Below are 17,814 nucleotides of genomic sequence, written 5' to 3' on the forward strand. Positions count from 1 at the left end.
CATGAAGACACTGCCGTTAGTCGCCGCCGCCGGCGCGATCGTCCTCGCGCTCCTCGCGGCTCCGCTGACCGCCTCCGCAGCCGAGCCCGCCGAGATCCGAATCTCGGGTGAGATCACACTGCTCCGTGAGGACGGGACTCGCGACGAGACGACGCAGGTGTCGGTCCGGGCGTACACGCTGCACGGCGATGTCGTCGCCTCGTCCTACGGGCAGACGTTCTACGCCCTCAACGGGCTCGTCGAGGGCTCCTATCTGATCCAGGCCGAGACGGACGCCGCGGCGGCCACGTGGTACGGCCAGGCGTCACTGCGCAGCGGCGCCACCATCGTGTCGGCATCGACCGAGACCGCCGACATCGTCCTGCGTGCAGGAGGATCCGTCTCCGGGACCGCGGCGTTCGGCGGCCCGCTGCCGGCACAGCGTCCGGAGATCGTGATCACTCCCTACCTGTGGGACCCGGAGGCGGAGTCGTTCGAGCGGGTCCCCACCTCGGGCTGGGTCGACTACTCCACCGGCAGCGAACCGGGCTTCCGGATCGACCACCTCGCTCCCGGCCGGTACGCCCTCCGAGCGCAGCAGTGGTTCTCGGAGCCGAGCTACGGCGACCGCTGGTGGTCGGACGCGGCCGCCTCCGGAGACGCGACTCTGATCGACGTATCGGAAGGGGCGGACGTCTCCGGCATCGCCTTCCGGCTCCCGCCGTGGGTGTGGGACCAGCCGCGGATCGACGGCGGCGACCGCTACGACACGGCCACCCGGCTGACGCGCTCCACGTTCGGTGCGGGGGTGCCGGTGGTGTACGTCGCGAGCGGTGCGACCTGGCCGGACGCGCTGAGCGCCGGACCGGCCGCCTCGGCGCTCGGCGGGGCGCTCCTTCTGACCGATCCGGACGAGCTCCCGGAGACGGTAGCCGCCGAGCTCCGCCGTCTCCGACCGGAGCGCGTCGTGGTCGTCGGCAGCGACCGGACGGTCAGCGAGCAGGTCCTGCGCGCGATCCGGGACGCCTCGGCAGCCCCGACGACCCGGATCGGCGGAGTGGATCGCTACGACACGTCGCGGCTGATCGTCGACGACGTCTTCGACCGCGATCGCACCGCTCAGGTCTTCCTCGCCACCGGCAACTCCTACCCCGACGCGCTGAGCGTCGGCCCGATCGCCGGCCGCCGTCACGAGGCGGTGCTGCTGGTGGACGGCGCGCGGCAGTCCGCCGATACGTCGACGAGATCGCTGCTCGACCGTCTCGCCCCGGGGAAGGTGATCGCGCTCGGCGCCGACCCGTCGATCCGCCAGACGATCCTCGACTCCCTCTCGGGCGGTCCGTGGACCGTCGAGCGCATCGCCGGTCGGGACCGCTCCGAGACAAGCTTCGCGCTGAACGGCCGCTTCCCCTCCTCGTCCGAGTCCGTCTACGTCGTGAACGAGGCCGGCTTCGCCGATGCGCTGGCGGTCTCCACGGTCGCAGCGGCGGGCGGTGCGAACGTCGCCCTCACCCCATCGGACTGCCTCCGCACCGCGATCCCCGCCAGCGCGCGATCGAGCGGAGCGGACACCCTCGTCCTCGTCGGCGGCGAGGGGACCCTCGGTCCTCAGGTCCCCGCACAGCAGCCGTGCAGGAGCTGACGACCGTGAAGACGCCCCACCTCCTCACCGCCGCGATCACCGCGCTGGTCCTCGTCTCCGGCTCGATCGCCGTCGACGCCTCCGCGGAGGAGACCACTGCCACTCTCATCGTGACCGCGGACTACGTGACCGCGGACGGCAGCCCCGCCGAGGGCCCCGCCATGACGACGTTCCAGCTCTCCCCGGGCGACTCCGACGGCGTCGGCTGGGGAGGTCCGGGGGGCGCCTCGAGCGGGAGCGTCTTCGGAGGCACCACGAGCTTCTCCGTCCAGCCGGGCGCCTGGACAGTGCGTGCGTCGGCGGACGGCTGGGCGCACAGCTGGCTCGGCGGGACGCCGTTCGCCGAGTCGGCCGAGGTCGCGGTGCTCGCGGCCGGGGAGACGCGCACGTTCGTCGTCGAGCTCCACCCCGGCGGCACCGTGTCCGGAGTCGTCGGCTCGAACGCGAGCGTCGACGCGTACCTGCAGGACCCGGCCACCGGCGACTGGGAGAGCATGAGCCGCGACGCGAACGCGGTCGTCGCCGATGGCCGCTACACCCTCGACTCTCTTCCGGCCGGTGAGTACGCCGTCCGCGCCGAGCGCGAGCCGGACGGGGAGGGCCGCCGCTTCTTCTCGGATCGGTACTGGAAGGACTCGCCGACACTCGCCGGAGCGACGACCGTCCGAGTCGATGCCGGCTCGACGACGACCGGCATCGACCTGCGGCTGCGCCCCTGGCAGTACTTCACGGACCGTGTCGCAGGCTCCGACCGCTACGACACTGCGGTCTCTGTGTCGAGATCCGCCTTCACCGCCCCGGTGCCCGTCCTCTATCTCGTCAGCGGGGCGAACTGGCCGGATGCGCTGAGCGCCGGACCCGCTGCCGCGCTGCAGGGCGGGGCGCTGCTGCTGACGGATCCGACGATCCTCCCCGACGTGGTCACCGCGGAGATCCGCCGGCTGGCTCCCGAGCGGATCGTCGTAGTGGGCTCCTCCCTCTCGGTCTCCACCGGGGTGGAGGAACGGCTCCGCGAGCTCTCACCCGTGGTCGACAGGATCGGCGGTCGGGACCGCTACGAGACGTCCCGACTCGTCGTGGTGGACGCGTTCGGCGATCTCGAGGCCGACACCGTGTTCCTCGCCACGGGGACGAACTTCCCCGACGCGCTGTCGGTGGGCCCGGTCGCCGGGTACGCGGGCGACCCGGTGCTGCTCGTCGACGGCGCACAGAGCGCTCTCGACGCGCCGACCGAGGCCGCGTTGCGAGCGCGGTCACCGCTGGGCGTGCAGATCATCGGGAGCGAGTCGGCGATCTCGGCGGGCATCGCGGCGGACGTCGAGTCGGCCCTGCCCGACATCGACGTCCGCAGGGTCTCCGGCGGCGACAGGATCCGCACCAGCGTCGCGGTGAACCGCGGCAGCAACGGTGACCCGCTGAACGACACCGCCTACCTCGTCCGGGCCGACTCGTTCGCCGACGCACTCGGCTCGATCGCGGCGGCATCCGAGCTGCACCGGCGGATCTACCTGACCGACAGCGACTGCATCCGCCAGAGCGTCCTCGACGCCGCTCAGCAGCTCGGCATCGACCGCTTCGTGCTCCTCGGCGGCACCGGCACGCTCTCCTCCGCGGTAGCGGCGCTGTCGACGTGCGCGCCGTGACCGGGGAACGTCAGGCCGCGGCGATCCGCTCGTCCGCCGCGCGGCGCGCCCACGTCTCGGCGTCGGCCAGCGACTCCCGGGTCAGTGCGCCGTCGACGGTGTGCGCGTCGACCACGGCCTCGACCGTCTCGAGGATGCCGAGGTAGCCGATCCGTCCCGCGTGGAAGGCCTGCACGGCCTGCTCGTTCGCGGCGTTGAAGACGGCGGGGAACGACGCCCCCGCGACTCCGACGCGCTTGGCGAGCCGGACCGAGGGGAACGCCTCCTCGTCGAGGGGCTCGAACGTCCAGCTGTGCGACCGCGTCCAGTCGAGCGGCGCGCCGACGCCGGCGACGCGATGCGGCCAGTCGAGGCCGAGCGAGATGGGGAGCCGCATGTCGGGCGGCGACGCCTGCGCGATGGTCGAGCCGTCGACGAACTCGACCATCGAGTGGATCACCGACTGCGGGTGCACCGTCACGTCGATCCGGTCGTAGGCCACGTCGAAGAGCAGGTGAGCCTCGATGACCTCGAGGCCCTTGTTGACGAGGGTGGACGAGTTGGTCGTGACCACGAGGCCCATGTCCCAGGTCGGATGCGCGAGCGCCTGCGCCGGAGTCACGTCGCGGAGCGAGGCGCGGTCGCGCCCGCGGAACGGCCCGCCCGAGGCGGTCAGCACGAGCCGGCGCACCTCGCGATGCTCCCCCGCGAGCAGGGCCTGCGCGATGGCCGAGTGCTCGGAGTCGACCGGGACGATCTGCCCGGGGGCCGCGATCGAGGTGACGAGCTCGCCGCCGACGATCAGCGACTCCTTGTTGGCGAGGGCGAGCGTCCGCCCCTCCTCGAGAGCAGCGAGGGTCGGGCCGAGGCCCACGGAGCCGGTGATGCCGTTCAGCACGACGTCCGCCTCCACGCCGCGCACCAGCTGCTCGGCCTCGATCTCGCCGAAGGCCGTGTGCTCGACACCGAAGGCCGCGGCCTGCTCGGCGACGACGGCGCGGTTCGTCCCGGCCGAGAGCCCGACCACCTCGAAGCGGTCGCGGTTCGCGGCGATGACGTCGAGGGCCTGCGTGCCGATGGACCCGGTCGAGCCGAGGATGATGACCCTGCGCATCCGCCCATCCTGGCACGGAGCGCCCGCCCGCGACCGGGTCAGCTGACGGCGAGGACGTCGATCACGAAGACGAGCGTGTCGGTGCCGCTGATGCCCGCATCCGCATTGCCCGCGTCGCCGTAGCCCTGGGCGGGCGGGATGACGACGAGCACCTGCGAGCCGACCGTCTGACCGACCACCGCCTGCTTGAAGCCCTCGATCACGTCTCCGGTGCTGAACGACGCGGGAGTGCCGGATCCCCAGCTCTGGTCGAAGACCGTGCCGGTGCCCCAGACGACGCCCTGGTACTGGACCACGAGCGAGTCGCCGTCGGCGACGACCTGGCCGTCGCCCTTCTTCAGCACCTCGAGCTGCAGGTCGGCGGGCGGGTCGGTCGCCGGGATCGTCACGGTCGGCGTGCCGTCCTCGGCGAGCGCCACCGTCGGCAGGCCGTCGACCGGAGGCTGCGGCTCCCCGGTCGCGGTCGACGGGATGATGCCCTCGACATCGATCACCATGACGATCGAGTCGGTCGCGGCGATGCCGAGGTCGGTGTTGCCGGCATCACCGAAGGCGTCGGCGGGAGGCACGACGGCGACGACGCGCGATCCCACGGTCGCGCAGTTGACGGCCTTGACGAGGCCCGCGAGGTACTTGTCGACGTCGACCGCGAACGCGGCGCGGCCACCGGAGGCGTAGCTGCTGGCCGAGAACTCGGCTCCGCTCGTCCCGTTGTAGAGGGTGTAGTCGACGAGGACGGTGTCGCCCTCGGCCACCTCTGCGCCCGTGCCCTCGATGGCGATCGAGCGCTCGGTCTCGTCCACCTCGATCGGGGTCGGGAACACGGTGACCGGCTTGGTCGCGAAGTCGCCACTGGTCTGCACCGCGCTCGTCGCATCTCCCTCCGCGACGCACGAGAGCGGAGTCGCCGAGGCGCTCGGGGACGCCTCCTCGGCGGCATCGGTGCAGGCCGTCAGGCCGAGGGTCGCGGCGACGACGGCCACGATCGCGAATGTTCTGCGCACAGCGCACCTTTCCTCTCCGGCGGAGCCGGCACGTACGGGGAGGAGACCATCCTGCGCGACCCTCCTATGGAGGGCCTGGATGCGGGAGACCCCCGGAGCGTCGGCACGGGGTCCTCCGATACCGCTCGCCTACCATGGCGGCATGCGTGAATTCTCGGTCCCCCAGTCCCGCGCGCTCGTCACCGAGCTCCCCGGCCCTCGCTCCGTCGCCCTGCAGGAGCGACGCGTCGCGAGCGTCTCGCGAGGCGCCGGCACCCTCGCGAACATCTACATGGACCACGCCTCGGGCGCCGTCCTGGTCGACGTCGACGGCAACCGCCACATCGATCTGGGCTGCGGCATCGGAGTCACGACCATCGGCCACGCGCACCCGGCCGTCGCTGCGGCCGCCGCCGCCCAGGCCGACAAGCTGACCCACACCCTCTTCACGGTGACGCCCTACGAGAACTACGTCCGCGTCGCCGAGAAGCTCGCCGAGATCACCCCCGGTGACTTCGAGAAGCACTCGATCCTCGTCAACTCGGGCGCCGAGGCGGTCGAGAACGCCGTCAAGATCGCCCGCAAGTACACGGGCCGCCGTGCCATCGCCTCCCTCGACCACGCCTTCCACGGCCGCACCAACCTGACCATGGCGATGACCTACCGCCCCTGGCCCGAGCGCGCCGGCATGGGCCCGTTCCCCGGCGAGATCTACAGCCTCCCGATGAGCTACCCGTTCCGCGACCCCGAGGGCATGACCGGAGCCGAGGCCGCCGAGCGCGCCATCGACTACATCCGCACCCACATCGGGGCGCAGGAGCTCGCGGCCCTCTTCGTCGAGCCGATCCAGGGCGACGGCGGCATCATCATCCCCGCGCCCGGCTACTTCGAGCGCCTCTCCGAGTTCTGCACCGAGAACGGCATCGTCTTCGTCGCCGACGAGATCCAGGCCGGGATCGCGCGCACCGGCACCTGGTACGCGATGGAGCACTTCGGAGTCGTCCCCGACCTCGTCACGACGGCCAAGGGCATCGCGGGCGGCTTCCCCCTCGCGGCGGTCACCGGCCGCGCCGAGATCATGGACGCCGTGCAGCCCGGCGGCATCGGCGGCACGTTCGGCGGCAACCCCGTCTCGACCGCCGCCGCCCTGGCCACGTTCGAGGCTATCGAGTCCGAGGGGCTCCTCGCCGAGGCGCAGCGCGTCGAGCGCGCTCTGTGGGCCCGCATCGGCGACTGGGCCGAGCGGTTCCCGGTCGTCGGCGAGGTGCGCGGCAAGGGCGCCATGTTCGGAGTCGAGCTCGTGCACCCCGGCACGAAGCGCCAGAATCCGGAGGCGCTCGCGGCGATCCTGAAGCACGCGACCACCCACGGCGTCATCGTGCTCGACGCCGGAAGCTGGGACAGCGTCCTGCGCATCATGCCCAGCGTCGTCATCAGCGACGAGCTGATCGACGACGCCGCGAGCGTCATCGAGGAGGCGCTCGCCACGCTGAGCTGACCGCATGACTCCGGCGGCATGCACCCGCCGGTAGCCTCGTCCGAATGCGGACCGACGACGATCACGAGAGGCCGACCCCACCCGGGATCGGCCTCTCGGCGCGTCTGGCGCGCCTCACCATGGGCGGCGCCGGACGGCTGATCTACCGGCCGATCGTCGAGGGGCGCGACAACGTCCCCTCCTCCGGTCGCGTGATCCTCGCCAGCAACCACCTCTCGTTCATCGACTCCCCCGTGCTGACGCTGCTGGCGCCGAGGCCCGTGCAGTTCCTCGCGAAGGCCGACTACTTCACCGGGCCGGGCGTGCGCGGTGCGCTCTCCCGCTCGTTCTTCACGGCCGTCGGAGCCGTCGCGGTCGAGCGCGGGGCGGGTCAGGCGGCGCAGGAGGCGCTCGACCTCGGTCGCGCGATCCTCGAGCGCGACGAGGCGTTCGCTGTGTACCCCGAGGGCACCCGGTCGCGCGACGGCCGCCTCTACCGGGGCCGCACCGGAGTCGCGTGGCTCGCCCTCACCACGGGCGCCCCGGTCGTCCCGGTCGGGCTGATCGGCACCCAGGAGCTGCAGCCGGTCGGGTCGAGCATCCCGCGACTGCACCGCATCACCGTCCGCTTCGGCGACCCGCTCGACCTGTCCCCGCACGGTTCCGCAGACTCCGGGCGCGCGAGGCGCCACGCGACCGACGAGGTGATGGCGGCGATCCACGCCCTGTCGGGTCAGGAGCTCGCGGGCGTCTACAACGAGTCGCCGCCGGCGAGCGCGGTCGAGCGCCTCAAGAGGGCCCTGCCGCACGAACGGCGCTGAGCCGTTCAGCTCGCGGAGCTCGGCCCCGCCTCGGTCGTCGGCTCGTGTCCCACCGGGAAGTTCACCGAGTTGGCGATGAAGCACAGCCGCGACGCCTCGGCGTGCAGTGTCTGCGCGAGCTCGATCATCGACTCGTCGGCCACGCGCACGTGTGGCCGGAGGGTCACCGACTCGAACCGGCCGCCCTCGCCCTCCTGCACCATCCGGCCGATCGCGTCGTCCGCGTAGCCCGTGACGACGACTCCGTTCTTCACGGCGACGTGCAGGTACGAGAGCAGGTGGCACTGCGCCAGGGAGGCGAGCAGCAGCTGCTCCGGGTTCCACCGGTCGGGGTCGCCGCGGAAGGGCTTGTCGGCCGAGCCGAGGATCGGCGCGGGTCCCTCCGCGCGGACCAGATTCTGCCGCCCGTACTCCCGGTACCCGCTGGTGCCCGTTCCGCGATCGCCCTCCCAGACGACGGAAACCGCGTAATCGTGCGCTGACTTCATCGGAATGCCCCTTCTCGCCGGTGGATCAGGCCGGTCTCGACAGTCTGGACCCCTGAGCTCCGACGGCCCGCGGATAGACTCGACGGACCATGACAGACACGCTCGCCCCCCAGGTTCCCACGTCGGCAGTCCCCCAGGAGCGGCGCCTCGCGACCGAGATCCCGGGGCCGCGATCGCGAGCACTGCACGAGCGGCGCCTCGCCGTCGTCCCGTCGGGAGTCGGCACGGCGCTGCCCGTCTACATCGACCGCGCGCACGGGGCGATCCTCGTCGACGTCGACGGCAACCAGTTCATCGACCTCGGCGCGGGCATCGGCGTCACGACCATCGGCCACACCGACGACGCGGTGGTCGCCGCCGCGACCGCGCAGCTCGGCCGCCTGACGCACACCCTCTTCACGGTGACGCCCTACGAGCCCTACATCCGCGTGGCGGAGCTGCTCGCCGAGCACACCCCCGGCGACTTCGCGAAGAAGACGGTGCTCGTCAACTCCGGTGCGGAGGCGGTCGAGAACGCCGTCAAGATCGCCCGCAAGCACACGGGTCGTCCCGGAGTCGCGGTGCTCGACCACGCGTACCACGGCCGCACCAACCTCACCATGGCGATGAACTTCAAGGCCCTGCCCTACGGGCTCGGCTTCGGCCCGTTCGCGAGCGACGTGCACCGCGCGCCGAGCTCCTACCCCTACCACGACGGCCTCTCGGGTGCCGAGGCGGCCGAGCGCACGATCTCGTACCTCGAGAAGACGGTCGGCGCCTCCGCGCTGGCCTGCCTGGTCGTCGAGCCGGTGCAGGGCGAGGGCGGCTTCATGGTCCCCGCGCAGGGCTACCTGCCCGCGCTGCAGGAGTGGTGCACGGCGAACGGCATCGTCTTCGTCGCCGACGAGATCCAGTCGGGCATGGCGCGCACCGGCGCGTACTTCGCGAGCGAGCACTTCGGGCTGGTCCCCGACCTGGTCCTCTCTGCCAAGGGCATCGCCGGCGGTCTGCCGCTCGCGGGCGTCACGGGCCGGGCCGAGATCATGGACTCGGCGCAGGCCGGCGGGCTCGGCGGCACCTTCGGCGGCAATCCGGTCGCCGCGGCCGCCGCCGTCGCCGTCTTCGAGCGCATCGAGCAGGACGGCCTGCTGGCCGAGGCCGACCGCATCGGCGCCCGCCTCGGCGCGGCCCTCCGGGCTCTGCAGGAGCAGTACGACATCATCGGAGACGTCCGCGGCATCGGCGCGATGATGGCGATCGAGCTCGTTCAGCCGGGTACGGCCGCCACGACGAAGACGCCGAACACCGCTGCCGTCACGGCGATCATCGACTACGCGGCAGCGCACGGCGTCCTGGTCCTGAGCGCCGGCACCTACGGCAACGTCGTCCGGTTCCTGCCGAGCCTCGCCCTCACCGACGAGCTGCTCGACGACGCCGTGTCCGTCCTCGCCGAGGCCTTCGCGACGCTCTGACGACGATCGCGGTCGACTCCGCGGGCTCCCGGCGCGCGGCGCTGAGGGAGCCCCGGGGTCGTCTCGCGGCCTGAGCGGACGGGAGCCGTCCGGGCGTCGGGCAAGATGGAGGGATGCCCGAAGGAACCTTCACCGTCGCAGAGTCCGTCGAACTGGCCGTCGTCGAGCGATCCGGCTTCGTCGAGTCGCGTCACGCCGGCTCCGCCGTCGTCCTCGACTCCGACGGCCGCGTCGCCCGGAGCCTCGGCACGCCGACCGCGCCCGTCTTCCCGCGATCCTGCCTCAAGCCGTTCCAGGCCCTCGCGGTGATGACGGCGGGCGTCGATCTCACGGGGGCGGAGGCGGTCATCGCGACCGCGAGCCACGCCGGCATCCCGCAGCACGTCGCCCTGGTGCAGAACCTGCTCTTCCGAGCCGGCCTCGACCACACGGCGCTGCAGTGCCCGGCCGACTGGCCCGGCGACTCCACGACGCGCGCACAGCTCATGCGCGCCGGCGCGACCCAGGACCCGCTGTACATGAACTGCTCGGGCAAGCACGCGGCGATGCTGCTGGCCTGCGTGCAGAACGGCTGGAGCACCGAGGACTACCTCGAGCGCTCGCACCCGCTGCAGCAGCACATCGTCGACACGATCGAGCGCCTGACCGGCGAGCGCGTCGTCGCCTCCGGGATCGACGGCTGCGGAACGCCGGTGCACGCACTGCCGTTGACCGCCCTGGCCAAGGGCATCTCGCGGATCGTCTCCTCCTCCGCGGCGTCGCCCTTCGGCCTCTACCGCCAGGCCGGCGTCCTGACGAACGCGATCCTCGAGAACGCCTGGGCGATCGACGGACCAGGTCGCGACAACACCGTCGTCATCGAGCGCCTGGGCCTCGTCGCCAAGCTGGGTGCCGAGGGCGTGCTGGTGATGGCGTCCCCCGACGGGACGACCGTCGCGCTGAAGATCCTCGACGGCAGCCTCCGGGCCGCGACGGTCGTCGCCCTGAAGCTGCTCGTCGAGATCGGCGCGGTCGACCGGGCCGCCGCCAACGACGTCCTGGTGAAGCTCAACCCGGTGGTCTCGGGCGGCGGGCGCCCGGTCGGCGCCATACGCGCCTCCTACGTCTGAGACCGCGCCCCGGTAGGAGCCGCCGGGCTCACTGGCTCTGCGCGATCCTCTTCGCCCGGGCCGCCGACGACACCTGCGTGACGACGACGATCACGATCGCCAGGAGGAAGACGGCCGACGCGATCACGTTCGCCTCGGCGGGGATGCCGCGGGCGGCCGCGATGTAGATGTACTTCGGGAACGTCGTCACCGAGCCGGAGTTGAAGTTCGTGATGATGAAGTCGTCGAAGCTCAGCGCGAACGAGAGCAGCGCGGCGGCGAGGATCCCCGGCAGCAGCAGTGGGAAGGTGATGCGCCAGAAGACCTGAGCGGGCGAGGCGTAGAGGTCGCGGCCGGCCTCCTCCAGGCGCGGATCGAGGCTCGCGACGCGGGCCTTCACCGTCACCACCACGAAGCTGATGCAGAACATCGTGTGCGCCAGGATGATCGTGACGAGCCCCTTCTCGGCCCCCACCGCCAGGAACTGCGCCGCGAGACCGGCTCCGAGCACGACCTCGGGGGTCGCCATCGGGAGGAACAGCAGCAGGCTGATCGCCGACCGGAACCGGAAGCGGAAGCGCACGAGCGCGATCGCGATCATCGTGCCGAGCGCGGTGGCGAGCACGGTCGCGACGGCGCCGACCAGGAGGCTGTTCCCGAACGCCGTCATGACCTCGGGGCTCGTCCAGGCCGACACCCACTTGTCGAAGGTGAAGCCGCGCCAGGCGAGGTTGCTCTTGCCCGAGTCGTTGAACGAGAACACGAAGGTGTATCCGATGGGGATGAGCAGGAAGATCAGCGCGAGCGCGGTGTAGACACCGAGCCCGAGACCCTTGAACCGGCGCGGTCCCCTGACGGGAGCGGGGGCCGGGGCGCCGAGGATCTCCTGGGCGCTCGCGACGGGGCGATCGGCGGTGGCGGTCACAGGAGGTCCTCCGTTCCACTGCGCTTCACGTAGAAGCCGACGATGACGAGGATGACGGCCATCAGGACGATGGACAGCGCCGCCGCCGCGGGGTAGTTCTCGAGGGTCAGGAAGTTCGCCTCGATCGCGTTGCCGACCATCGAGGTCTGCGAGGAGCCGAGGAAGTCGCGGCTCGCGTTGATGTAGTCGCCCGCCGCCGGGATGAAGGTGAGCAGGGTCCCCGACACGATGCCGGGCATCGACAGCGGCACCGTCACCTTCCAGAAGACCGACGCGGGATGCGCGTAGAGATCCGATCCCGCCTCGAGGAATCTCGTGTCGAGTCGCTCGAGGGTCGTGTAGAGCGGCAGCGTCATGAACGGGATGAAGTTGTAGGTGATGCCGAAGATCACCGCGAACGGGGTCCCCGTGAGGTGGCCGTCGCTCGGGAGGATCGCGATCGCCTTCAGCGTCTGCACCAGCGGGCTCTCGTCCGACATGATCTGCTTCCAGGCCAGGGTGCGCAGCAGGAAGCTGATGAAGAACGGCGCGATGACGAGAGTGAGCAGCAGGTTCTGCAGCAGCGGCCACGGCCGCGCCTTCACGCCGATGAAGTACGCCAGCGGGTAGCTGATGACCAGCGCCAGCACCGTCGCGATCAGGGCGTAGCCGAACGAGCGGAGCGCGTGCGGCCAGTAGTCCGCCATCACGACGAGGTAGTTCTGCCAGGCGAAGCCGGGCGCGTACTCGCCGATGTCGCCGTCCGGGATCTCGACCTGGAACGAGGTCAGCACCAGCGAGACGAGCGGCGTGAGGAAGAACAGCAGCATGTAGGCGATGCCCGGCAGGAGCAGGACCAGCGCGATGGTCGACCGCTTCCGGACGGGCGCGTCGAGCGGATCCGCGGTGCCGGACGCGAAGGCGGCGAAGGCCATGCCTACGACCCTCCGGCTCGCCCGGCGAGGAGCCCGCGCTTCTGCAGTGCGATCGCCCGCGTGGAGTCGTCGGGGTCGAAGCGCGGGACGGTGCCCGGCTCGTCGGCGAGGCCGAAGCCGTGCTCGATGCTCCAGCTGACCCAGACCTCTGCACCTTCGCCGACGACCGGCCCGAAGACCATGTTCTGCGCGAAGACGACGACGGGTCCGACGCTCGGGAACTCGATCGTGTACTGCGTGCTCACCCCGCTGAACGAGACGTCGACCACGCGGCCCGGGCCGAGCACGTTCCGATCGGGAGCGTCGGCGGGAGCCTCGGTCAGGAGGAGCAGCTTCTCGGGGCGCACCCCGATGGTCATCTCCCCCGACTCGCGCGCCGACCTCGCGGTCGGCACCACGATCCGGTTGCCGCCCGCCTCGACGGTGAGCGCCGTGGAGCTCGAGCCGACGACCTCCCCCGTGAAGAGGTTCGACTGCCCGAGGAAGTTGGCGACGAAGGCGGTGCGCGGCAGCTCGTAGAGCTCCTCGGGGGCGCCCATCTGCTCGATGCGCCCCTTGTTCATCACCGCGACCGTGTCGGCCATGGTCATGGCCTCCTCCTGGTCGTGGGTGACGTGCAGGAAGGTGAGGCCGACCTCCTCCTGGATCGACTTCAGCTCGAGCTGCATCTGCCGGCGCAGCTTGAGGTCGAGTGCGCCGAGCGGCTCGTCGAGGAGCAGGAGTGCCGGACGGTTGACGATGGCGCGTGCGAGGGCCACCCGCTGCTGCTGCCCACCGGAGAGCTGCGCGGGGCGTCGCTGGGCGAGGTGGTCGAGCTCGACCAGGCGGAGGGCCTCGTGCGCCTTCCCGACCGGGTCGTCGATCTTCCGGCGCTTCAGGCCGAAGGCGACGTTCTCGAGGATCGACATGTGCGGGAACAGCGCGTACGACTGGAAGACCGTGTTGACGGGGCGCTGGTACGTCTTCGTCGCCGTGACGTCCTTGCCGCCGATGAGGATGCGGCCGCCGGAGGGCTCCTCGAGGCCTGCGACGAGGCGCAGCGTCGTCGTCTTGCCGCAGCCCGAGGGGCCCAGCAGCGCGAAGAAGGATCCCGCGGGGATGGTGAGGTCGAGGGAGTCGATGGCGGTGAAGCCCGGGTACTGCTTGCTGATCCCGACCAGTTCGAGGTCGGCGCCGCTCTCGGCGAAGGTTCCGGCGGCCATCAGATGCCCAGCAGCACTTTCTGGAACTCGGCCTGGTAGTCCTTCTCTTCGTCCGCCGTGAGCGTCCGGAAGACGTGGGCCTGCGACAGCGTCTCCTCGTCGGGGAAGATCAGCTGGTTCTCGGCCAGATCCGGATCGATGCTCTCCATGGCTTCCTTCGCTCCGTCGACGGGGGTGATGTAGTTGACCCACGCGGCGACCTGGGCGGCCACCTCGGGTTCGTAGTAGTAGTTCATGAGGGCTTCGGCGTTGGCCTTGCGCTGCGAGCCCATCGGCACGACGAAGGTGTCGTTCCAGAGGGTGCCACCGGAGTCGGGGAGGGCGAACTCCCACTTGTCGCCGGCCTCCGCGTTGATCAGGGTGATGTCGCCCGACCAGCAGATGGCGGCGAGGGTGTCCTCGTTCTGCAGGTCGTTCAGATAGGCGTTGCCCTTGATGTTGCGGATCTGGCCCTCGTCCACCTGCTCGCGGAAGACGTCGATCGCGTTCATGAACTCGTCGTCGCCCCACTTCCCCGCGATGTCCGTGCCCTGGGCGAGCATGATCAGGCCGATCGTGTCGCGCATCTCGCTGAGCACCCCGACGCGCCCGCGCAGCGCGGGGTCCCACAGGTCGTCGATGCTCTCCAGCCCGCCGGGCAGCTTCTCCTTGTTCCAGCAGATGCCGGCGAAGCCCGCCTGCCACGGCAGCGAGAGATGACGTCCGGGGTCGAAGTCGGGGTTCGCGAGCGACGGCGTCAGATTGGCGATGTTCGGGATGTTCGCGTGGTCGAGCTCCTGGATGTACTGGCGTCGGGCCAGGCGCGAGACCATCCACTCGGTCAGGCAGACCGTGTCCGCTCCGATGTACTGGCCGAGCGCGAGCTGGTCCTTGACCTTGCCGTAGTAGGAGTTGTTGTCGTCGACCGCCACGTTGTAGGTCACCGAGATGCCGGTCTGCTCCTCGAAGGCGAGCAGCGTCGGATAGGCCCCGTCGTCGTCCTCGTCGAGGTAGGCGGGCCAGTTGTCCCACACGAGCGCCGGGTCGGAGGCCGACGCGTCCGCCGCGGCCGTCGGAGCGGGCCGGCTCACCGGAGCGCACGCGGCGAGCGCCAGCGCTCCCGCCCCGAGTCCGAGCCCTCCGAGGACCGCCCGTCGCGAGAGGACGGCCCTGCGCTCGCGATCCCGGGAGCGCGCCACGGCGATGGCGTCGCGGAGGACGGGATCCCTCGGGAGGGGACGGGTCATGCTGCGACTCCTGTCTGGATCGGTGCTCCGGCCGACCGGCGTGAATGTGAGGAAATACTGGCACAGCCCCCACCGCCTGTCGACGGCGGACCGACGAGATCGCGCATCCGGAAACACGATCGTCACGAATTCCGTGCTGGAGGCATCGTCATACGGAGGATTCCCTGTGTTCGGGCCGGTCCGTCGCCGGCCAGCGCGCTCGGTGGAGCGTGCCGTCGCGCTCGACCAGGACGCGGTCTCCGGAGCAGAGCGGTGGGGGCCCCAGCGCCCCGAGGACGAGTCGCGCCTCGCTCGGCGCGACATCGACCACGACCGTCCCTGCTCGGCGCACCGCGGTGAGGAGGCTGCGGGCGGAGGACCACTCGAGGACAGAGCCGATCACGGCGCCTCGCGGTGTCTCTGCGGCGAGCGCCTCCTCCGTGCTCGAGACCGCGACCCCCAGCGCCTCCAGGCGCGAGCGGACCGCCCGGGCGCGGTTCGTCAGGACGGCGACCGGGCCCCGAGCGAACGACACCTCGGGTGGTGTCGATGAGGCGACGTCGGACGCATTCTCGGCGGGCGCGAAGACCTGGATCCGCTCCCCGTGCCACCAGCCGCCGCCGGGTGGGAGCTCGGGATCGAAGACCTCCCCGGCGAGCGCGAGGAGCTGGTGCTCCTGGCGGTTCGATGCGCGGAGCAGCAGGACGTCGTCGAAGGCGTCCCGCAGCGCGGCGAGACCGTCCGTGGGGCGGCGCGCGGCGGCGACGACCAGGCGCTCCCCCGCTCTGACCGCGGTCTGCAGGGCGTCGAGCAGACGCCGCCGCTCCTCGTCGGTGCAGCGCCTCAGCAGCAGGTCGAGATCGTCGACGAGGAGCGGCCCGGAACCGGAGGAGTCGTCGACGATCGCGTCCCACGCCTCCTCCGCATCGTGCGGTCCGACGAGGCGCGCCGGGCTGAGCTGCGTCGCGATCGTCCGCAGCGCCCCCGAGCGCCCGGAGCCGGAGGCCCCGAGCACCAGGACGGACCGGCGCTCGAGCGCGACGACCACCTGACTCTGCTCCTCGGGGCGGTCCACCAGCCCGAGGAGGAGGCGCCCGTCTCCTCCGCCCGGCAGCGGGAGCACCGCCGGCAGCGGGTCGCGCCACGGCCGGTGCACCGCGACCTCCTCGTCACCCGGCTGCACGGCCGCCGCGAGATCCTCGCTCCGGGCGATCGCAGACTGCACGAGTCTCTGCCGGCCGCCGACCGAGACGATGCACCGGCCGGGAGTGCCGTGCGGAAGGCGGGCGGCCGCGTCCGAGCCGATCAGAGCTCTCGAGTCGGCGGTGTCCTGCACCCTCAGGGCGATGCGCAGGCCGCAGTTGGCCGCGACCGCATCGCGGACCACCCCGACCGGCCTCTGCGTGCAGAGGACGAGGTGGACGCCGAGCGAGCGCCCGCGCGCCGTGATGTCCGCGAACGCCCGGTGCAGCTCGGGCGAGCGCTCGAGCACGACCGCGCACTCGTCGACGACGATCACGAGCCTCGCCAGAGTGCCGGGCGCGAGCCTCGCGATGTCCGGCACGCTGTGCTGCGCCAGGACGACCTCCCGACGTCGCAGCTCGGCGGCGATGCTGGCGAAGGCCCGGGCGGCGCCGCCCGGATCGAGGTCCGTGATCACTCCGGTCACGTGCGGGAGCCCGGCCAGCGCGGCGAAGCCCGCGCCGCCCTTGAAGTCCGCGAGGAAGAAGGTCAGCGCAGCCGGATCGTGGCGCGCCGCGAGCGCCGTGATCCACGCGATGAGCAGCTCGCTCTTGCCGCTGCCCGTCGTCCCGCCGATGATCGCGTGCGGACCGTCCCGCACGAGGTCGATCTCGAACGGACCGTCCTCGACCGCGCCGACGACCGCGCGGAGCCCCGGTTCTCCCCCGCCGCGGCGCAGTGCGCCGAACTCGGTGAGAAGCACCCGGGCGGGAAGGTCGCGACCCCCGGAGCCGCCGGACGCGCCGGCGAGCTCGACCGCGTAGGCCTGCGCCTGCGCCTGGGAGACGTAGTCGACGCGCAGGTGCTCCGTCACCCCGGGCAGCAGCCGCCCCACCACGAGGTCGCCCTCCCGCCCGCCGAGCACGACGACGACGCGGCAGGAGGTGGGCAGGCGCGACGGGTCGTCGGTGAGGACGATCAGCCTCCCGTCGGGCACCGGCTCGTCGTCCGAGTCCTGCTCCACGACCCTCAGCACGACCGGGGCAGCGGCCGTCCGCGCGTGGGGCAGCGCCCGCGACCCGGCCCACTCCGACCCGGACGGCAGCACGATCGAGAGATCGGCCGGCGCGACGAGCTCTGCGCACTGCACGATCAGGGCCCGCGCGAATGCCCGGACGAGCACGGGAGGTCCTACGACGCCGATGCCGGCCGAGAGAGCAGCGGTCAGCGGCGCGTCGGGGAGGGTCGGCCCCGGCGTCCGCCCGGGCGCCGCGGCGACGCGCTCACCCGTTCCGAGCACGAGCTCGAGCGAGGCGGCGGATCGGCGCCAGCGGGTGTCCACCGGCAGCGCGCCCTCGAGGACCGCGAGCGCGCCCGGGGCGGCGAGACGCAGCGCCGCGAGCTCGCTCTCGCGGGTCTCGACCAGGGCGGCCTCGTACTCGAGGAGCGATCGGCGGTAGCGCTCCGTCTCGATGCGCGCCGAGCGCCGTCGCTGCCGCGCCCCGTCGAGGTACGAGGCGACGGCGACGATCGGCCCGAGCGCGGCGAGCGCGAGCGTGTAGGGCGAGGAGGTGAGCGCGTAGAGCACGAGCGAGGTGAGGACGGGCGCCAGCGCCGCGATCCACGGGAAGGACGCCCGGGTCGGTGCCGCGGGAGGAGCGGGCGCACTCGGTGGAGCGGTGGCGGTTCGGATCGTCATGGCGTCAAGCTCACCGGAGGCG

At 71.7% G+C, this 17,814-nt stretch carries 14 protein-coding genes; 6 read left to right on the forward strand and 8 right to left on the reverse strand.

Translation table 11 applies throughout. The features are described from left to right. The first annotated feature begins 1 nt into the window (after window position 1). Window positions 2-1,621, forward strand: coding sequence for a cell wall-binding repeat-containing protein (locus tag GRS96_RS13965; protein WP_159988759.1), 1,620 nt, complete (start codon window positions 2-4; stop codon window positions 1,619-1,621). 5 nt (window positions 1,622-1,626) lie between these two features. After that, a complete protein-coding gene (locus GRS96_RS13970) occupies window positions 1,627-3,264 on the forward strand; it encodes a cell wall-binding repeat-containing protein (RefSeq protein WP_159988760.1) in 1,638 nt (545 codons plus the stop codon). A 10-nt stretch (window positions 3,265-3,274) separates the two neighbouring features. Here the strand turns inward: GRS96_RS13970 and GRS96_RS13975 are convergent, their stop codons facing one another. Together GRS96_RS13975 and GRS96_RS13980 are read right to left on the reverse strand one after the other, a co-directional pair. Continuing rightward, entirely contained in the window at window positions 3,275-4,357 is a 1,083-nt protein-coding gene (locus tag GRS96_RS13975) for a 1-deoxy-D-xylulose-5-phosphate reductoisomerase (protein WP_159859200.1), read from the reverse strand. Window positions 4,358-4,395: 38 nt separating this feature from the next. Next, window positions 4,396-5,361 (reverse strand): FKBP-type peptidyl-prolyl cis-trans isomerase, encoded by a 966-nt coding sequence (locus GRS96_RS13980; protein WP_159988761.1) that lies wholly within the window; start codon window positions 5,359-5,361, stop codon window positions 4,396-4,398. Window positions 5,362-5,503: 142 nt separating this feature from the next. Between GRS96_RS13980 and gabT (GRS96_RS13985) the strand changes: the two genes are divergently transcribed. After that, window positions 5,504-6,838, forward strand: coding sequence for a 4-aminobutyrate--2-oxoglutarate transaminase (gene gabT / locus GRS96_RS13985; protein WP_159988762.1), 1,335 nt, complete (start codon window positions 5,504-5,506; stop codon window positions 6,836-6,838). A gap of 44 nt (window positions 6,839-6,882) precedes the next feature. Next, a complete protein-coding gene (locus GRS96_RS13990; protein WP_159859191.1) occupies window positions 6,883-7,638 on the forward strand; it encodes a lysophospholipid acyltransferase family protein in 756 nt (251 codons plus the stop codon). A gap of 5 nt (window positions 7,639-7,643) precedes the next feature. On the opposite strand, the gene GRS96_RS13995 is transcribed toward GRS96_RS13990, so the two are convergent. Further along, a complete protein-coding gene (locus GRS96_RS13995) occupies window positions 7,644-8,126 on the reverse strand; it encodes an OsmC family protein (RefSeq protein ID WP_159859188.1) in 483 nt (160 codons plus the stop codon). 89 nt (window positions 8,127-8,215) lie between these two features. Between GRS96_RS13995 and gabT (GRS96_RS14000) the strand changes: the two genes are divergently transcribed. Both gabT (GRS96_RS14000) and GRS96_RS14005 read left to right on the forward strand, forming a co-directional pair. Then, entirely contained in the window at window positions 8,216-9,577 is a 1,362-nt protein-coding gene (gabT, locus tag GRS96_RS14000; protein ID WP_159859185.1) for a 4-aminobutyrate--2-oxoglutarate transaminase, read from the forward strand. A 113-nt stretch (window positions 9,578-9,690) separates the two neighbouring features. Next, entirely contained in the window at window positions 9,691-10,686 is a 996-nt protein-coding gene (locus tag GRS96_RS14005; protein ID WP_159988763.1) for an asparaginase, read from the forward strand. A gap of 28 nt (window positions 10,687-10,714) precedes the next feature. Here GRS96_RS14005 and GRS96_RS14010 read toward each other — a convergent pair whose 3' ends face one another. The 5 genes from GRS96_RS14010 to GRS96_RS14030 form a co-directional block, all read right to left on the reverse strand. Further along, the gene (locus tag GRS96_RS14010) at window positions 10,715-11,464 is read right to left on the reverse strand and encodes an ABC transporter permease (RefSeq protein WP_236553695.1); all 750 of its coding nucleotides are present in this window, start codon (window positions 11,462-11,464) and stop codon (window positions 10,715-10,717) included. Between the two features lie 122 nt (window positions 11,465-11,586). After that, window positions 11,587-12,504 (reverse strand): ABC transporter permease, encoded by a 918-nt coding sequence (locus GRS96_RS14015; RefSeq protein WP_159859179.1) that lies wholly within the window; start codon window positions 12,502-12,504, stop codon window positions 11,587-11,589. 2 nt (window positions 12,505-12,506) lie between these two features. After that, window positions 12,507-13,706 carry an ABC transporter ATP-binding protein gene (locus GRS96_RS14020; RefSeq protein ID WP_159859176.1) on the reverse strand — a complete coding sequence of 400 codons (1,200 nt, stop codon included), beginning with the start codon at window positions 13,704-13,706 and terminating at the stop codon, window positions 12,507-12,509. After that, window positions 13,706-14,932: an ABC transporter substrate-binding protein gene (locus tag GRS96_RS14025; protein WP_159859173.1), complete on the reverse strand. Its 1,227-nt coding sequence runs from the start codon at window positions 14,930-14,932 to the stop codon at window positions 13,706-13,708. Before GRS96_RS14025 ends, GRS96_RS14020 begins: the two co-directional genes overlap by 1 nt. 148 nt (window positions 14,933-15,080) lie before the next feature. Continuing rightward, the gene (locus GRS96_RS14030; protein WP_159988764.1) at window positions 15,081-17,792 is read right to left on the reverse strand and encodes an FtsK/SpoIIIE domain-containing protein; all 2,712 of its coding nucleotides are present in this window, start codon (window positions 17,790-17,792) and stop codon (window positions 15,081-15,083) included. Window positions 17,793-17,814 lie beyond the last annotated feature (22 nt).

Source organism: Rathayibacter sp. VKM Ac-2803 (genome assembly GCF_009807175.1).
Taxonomy (GTDB): Bacteria; Actinomycetota; Actinomycetes; order Actinomycetales; family Microbacteriaceae; genus Rathayibacter.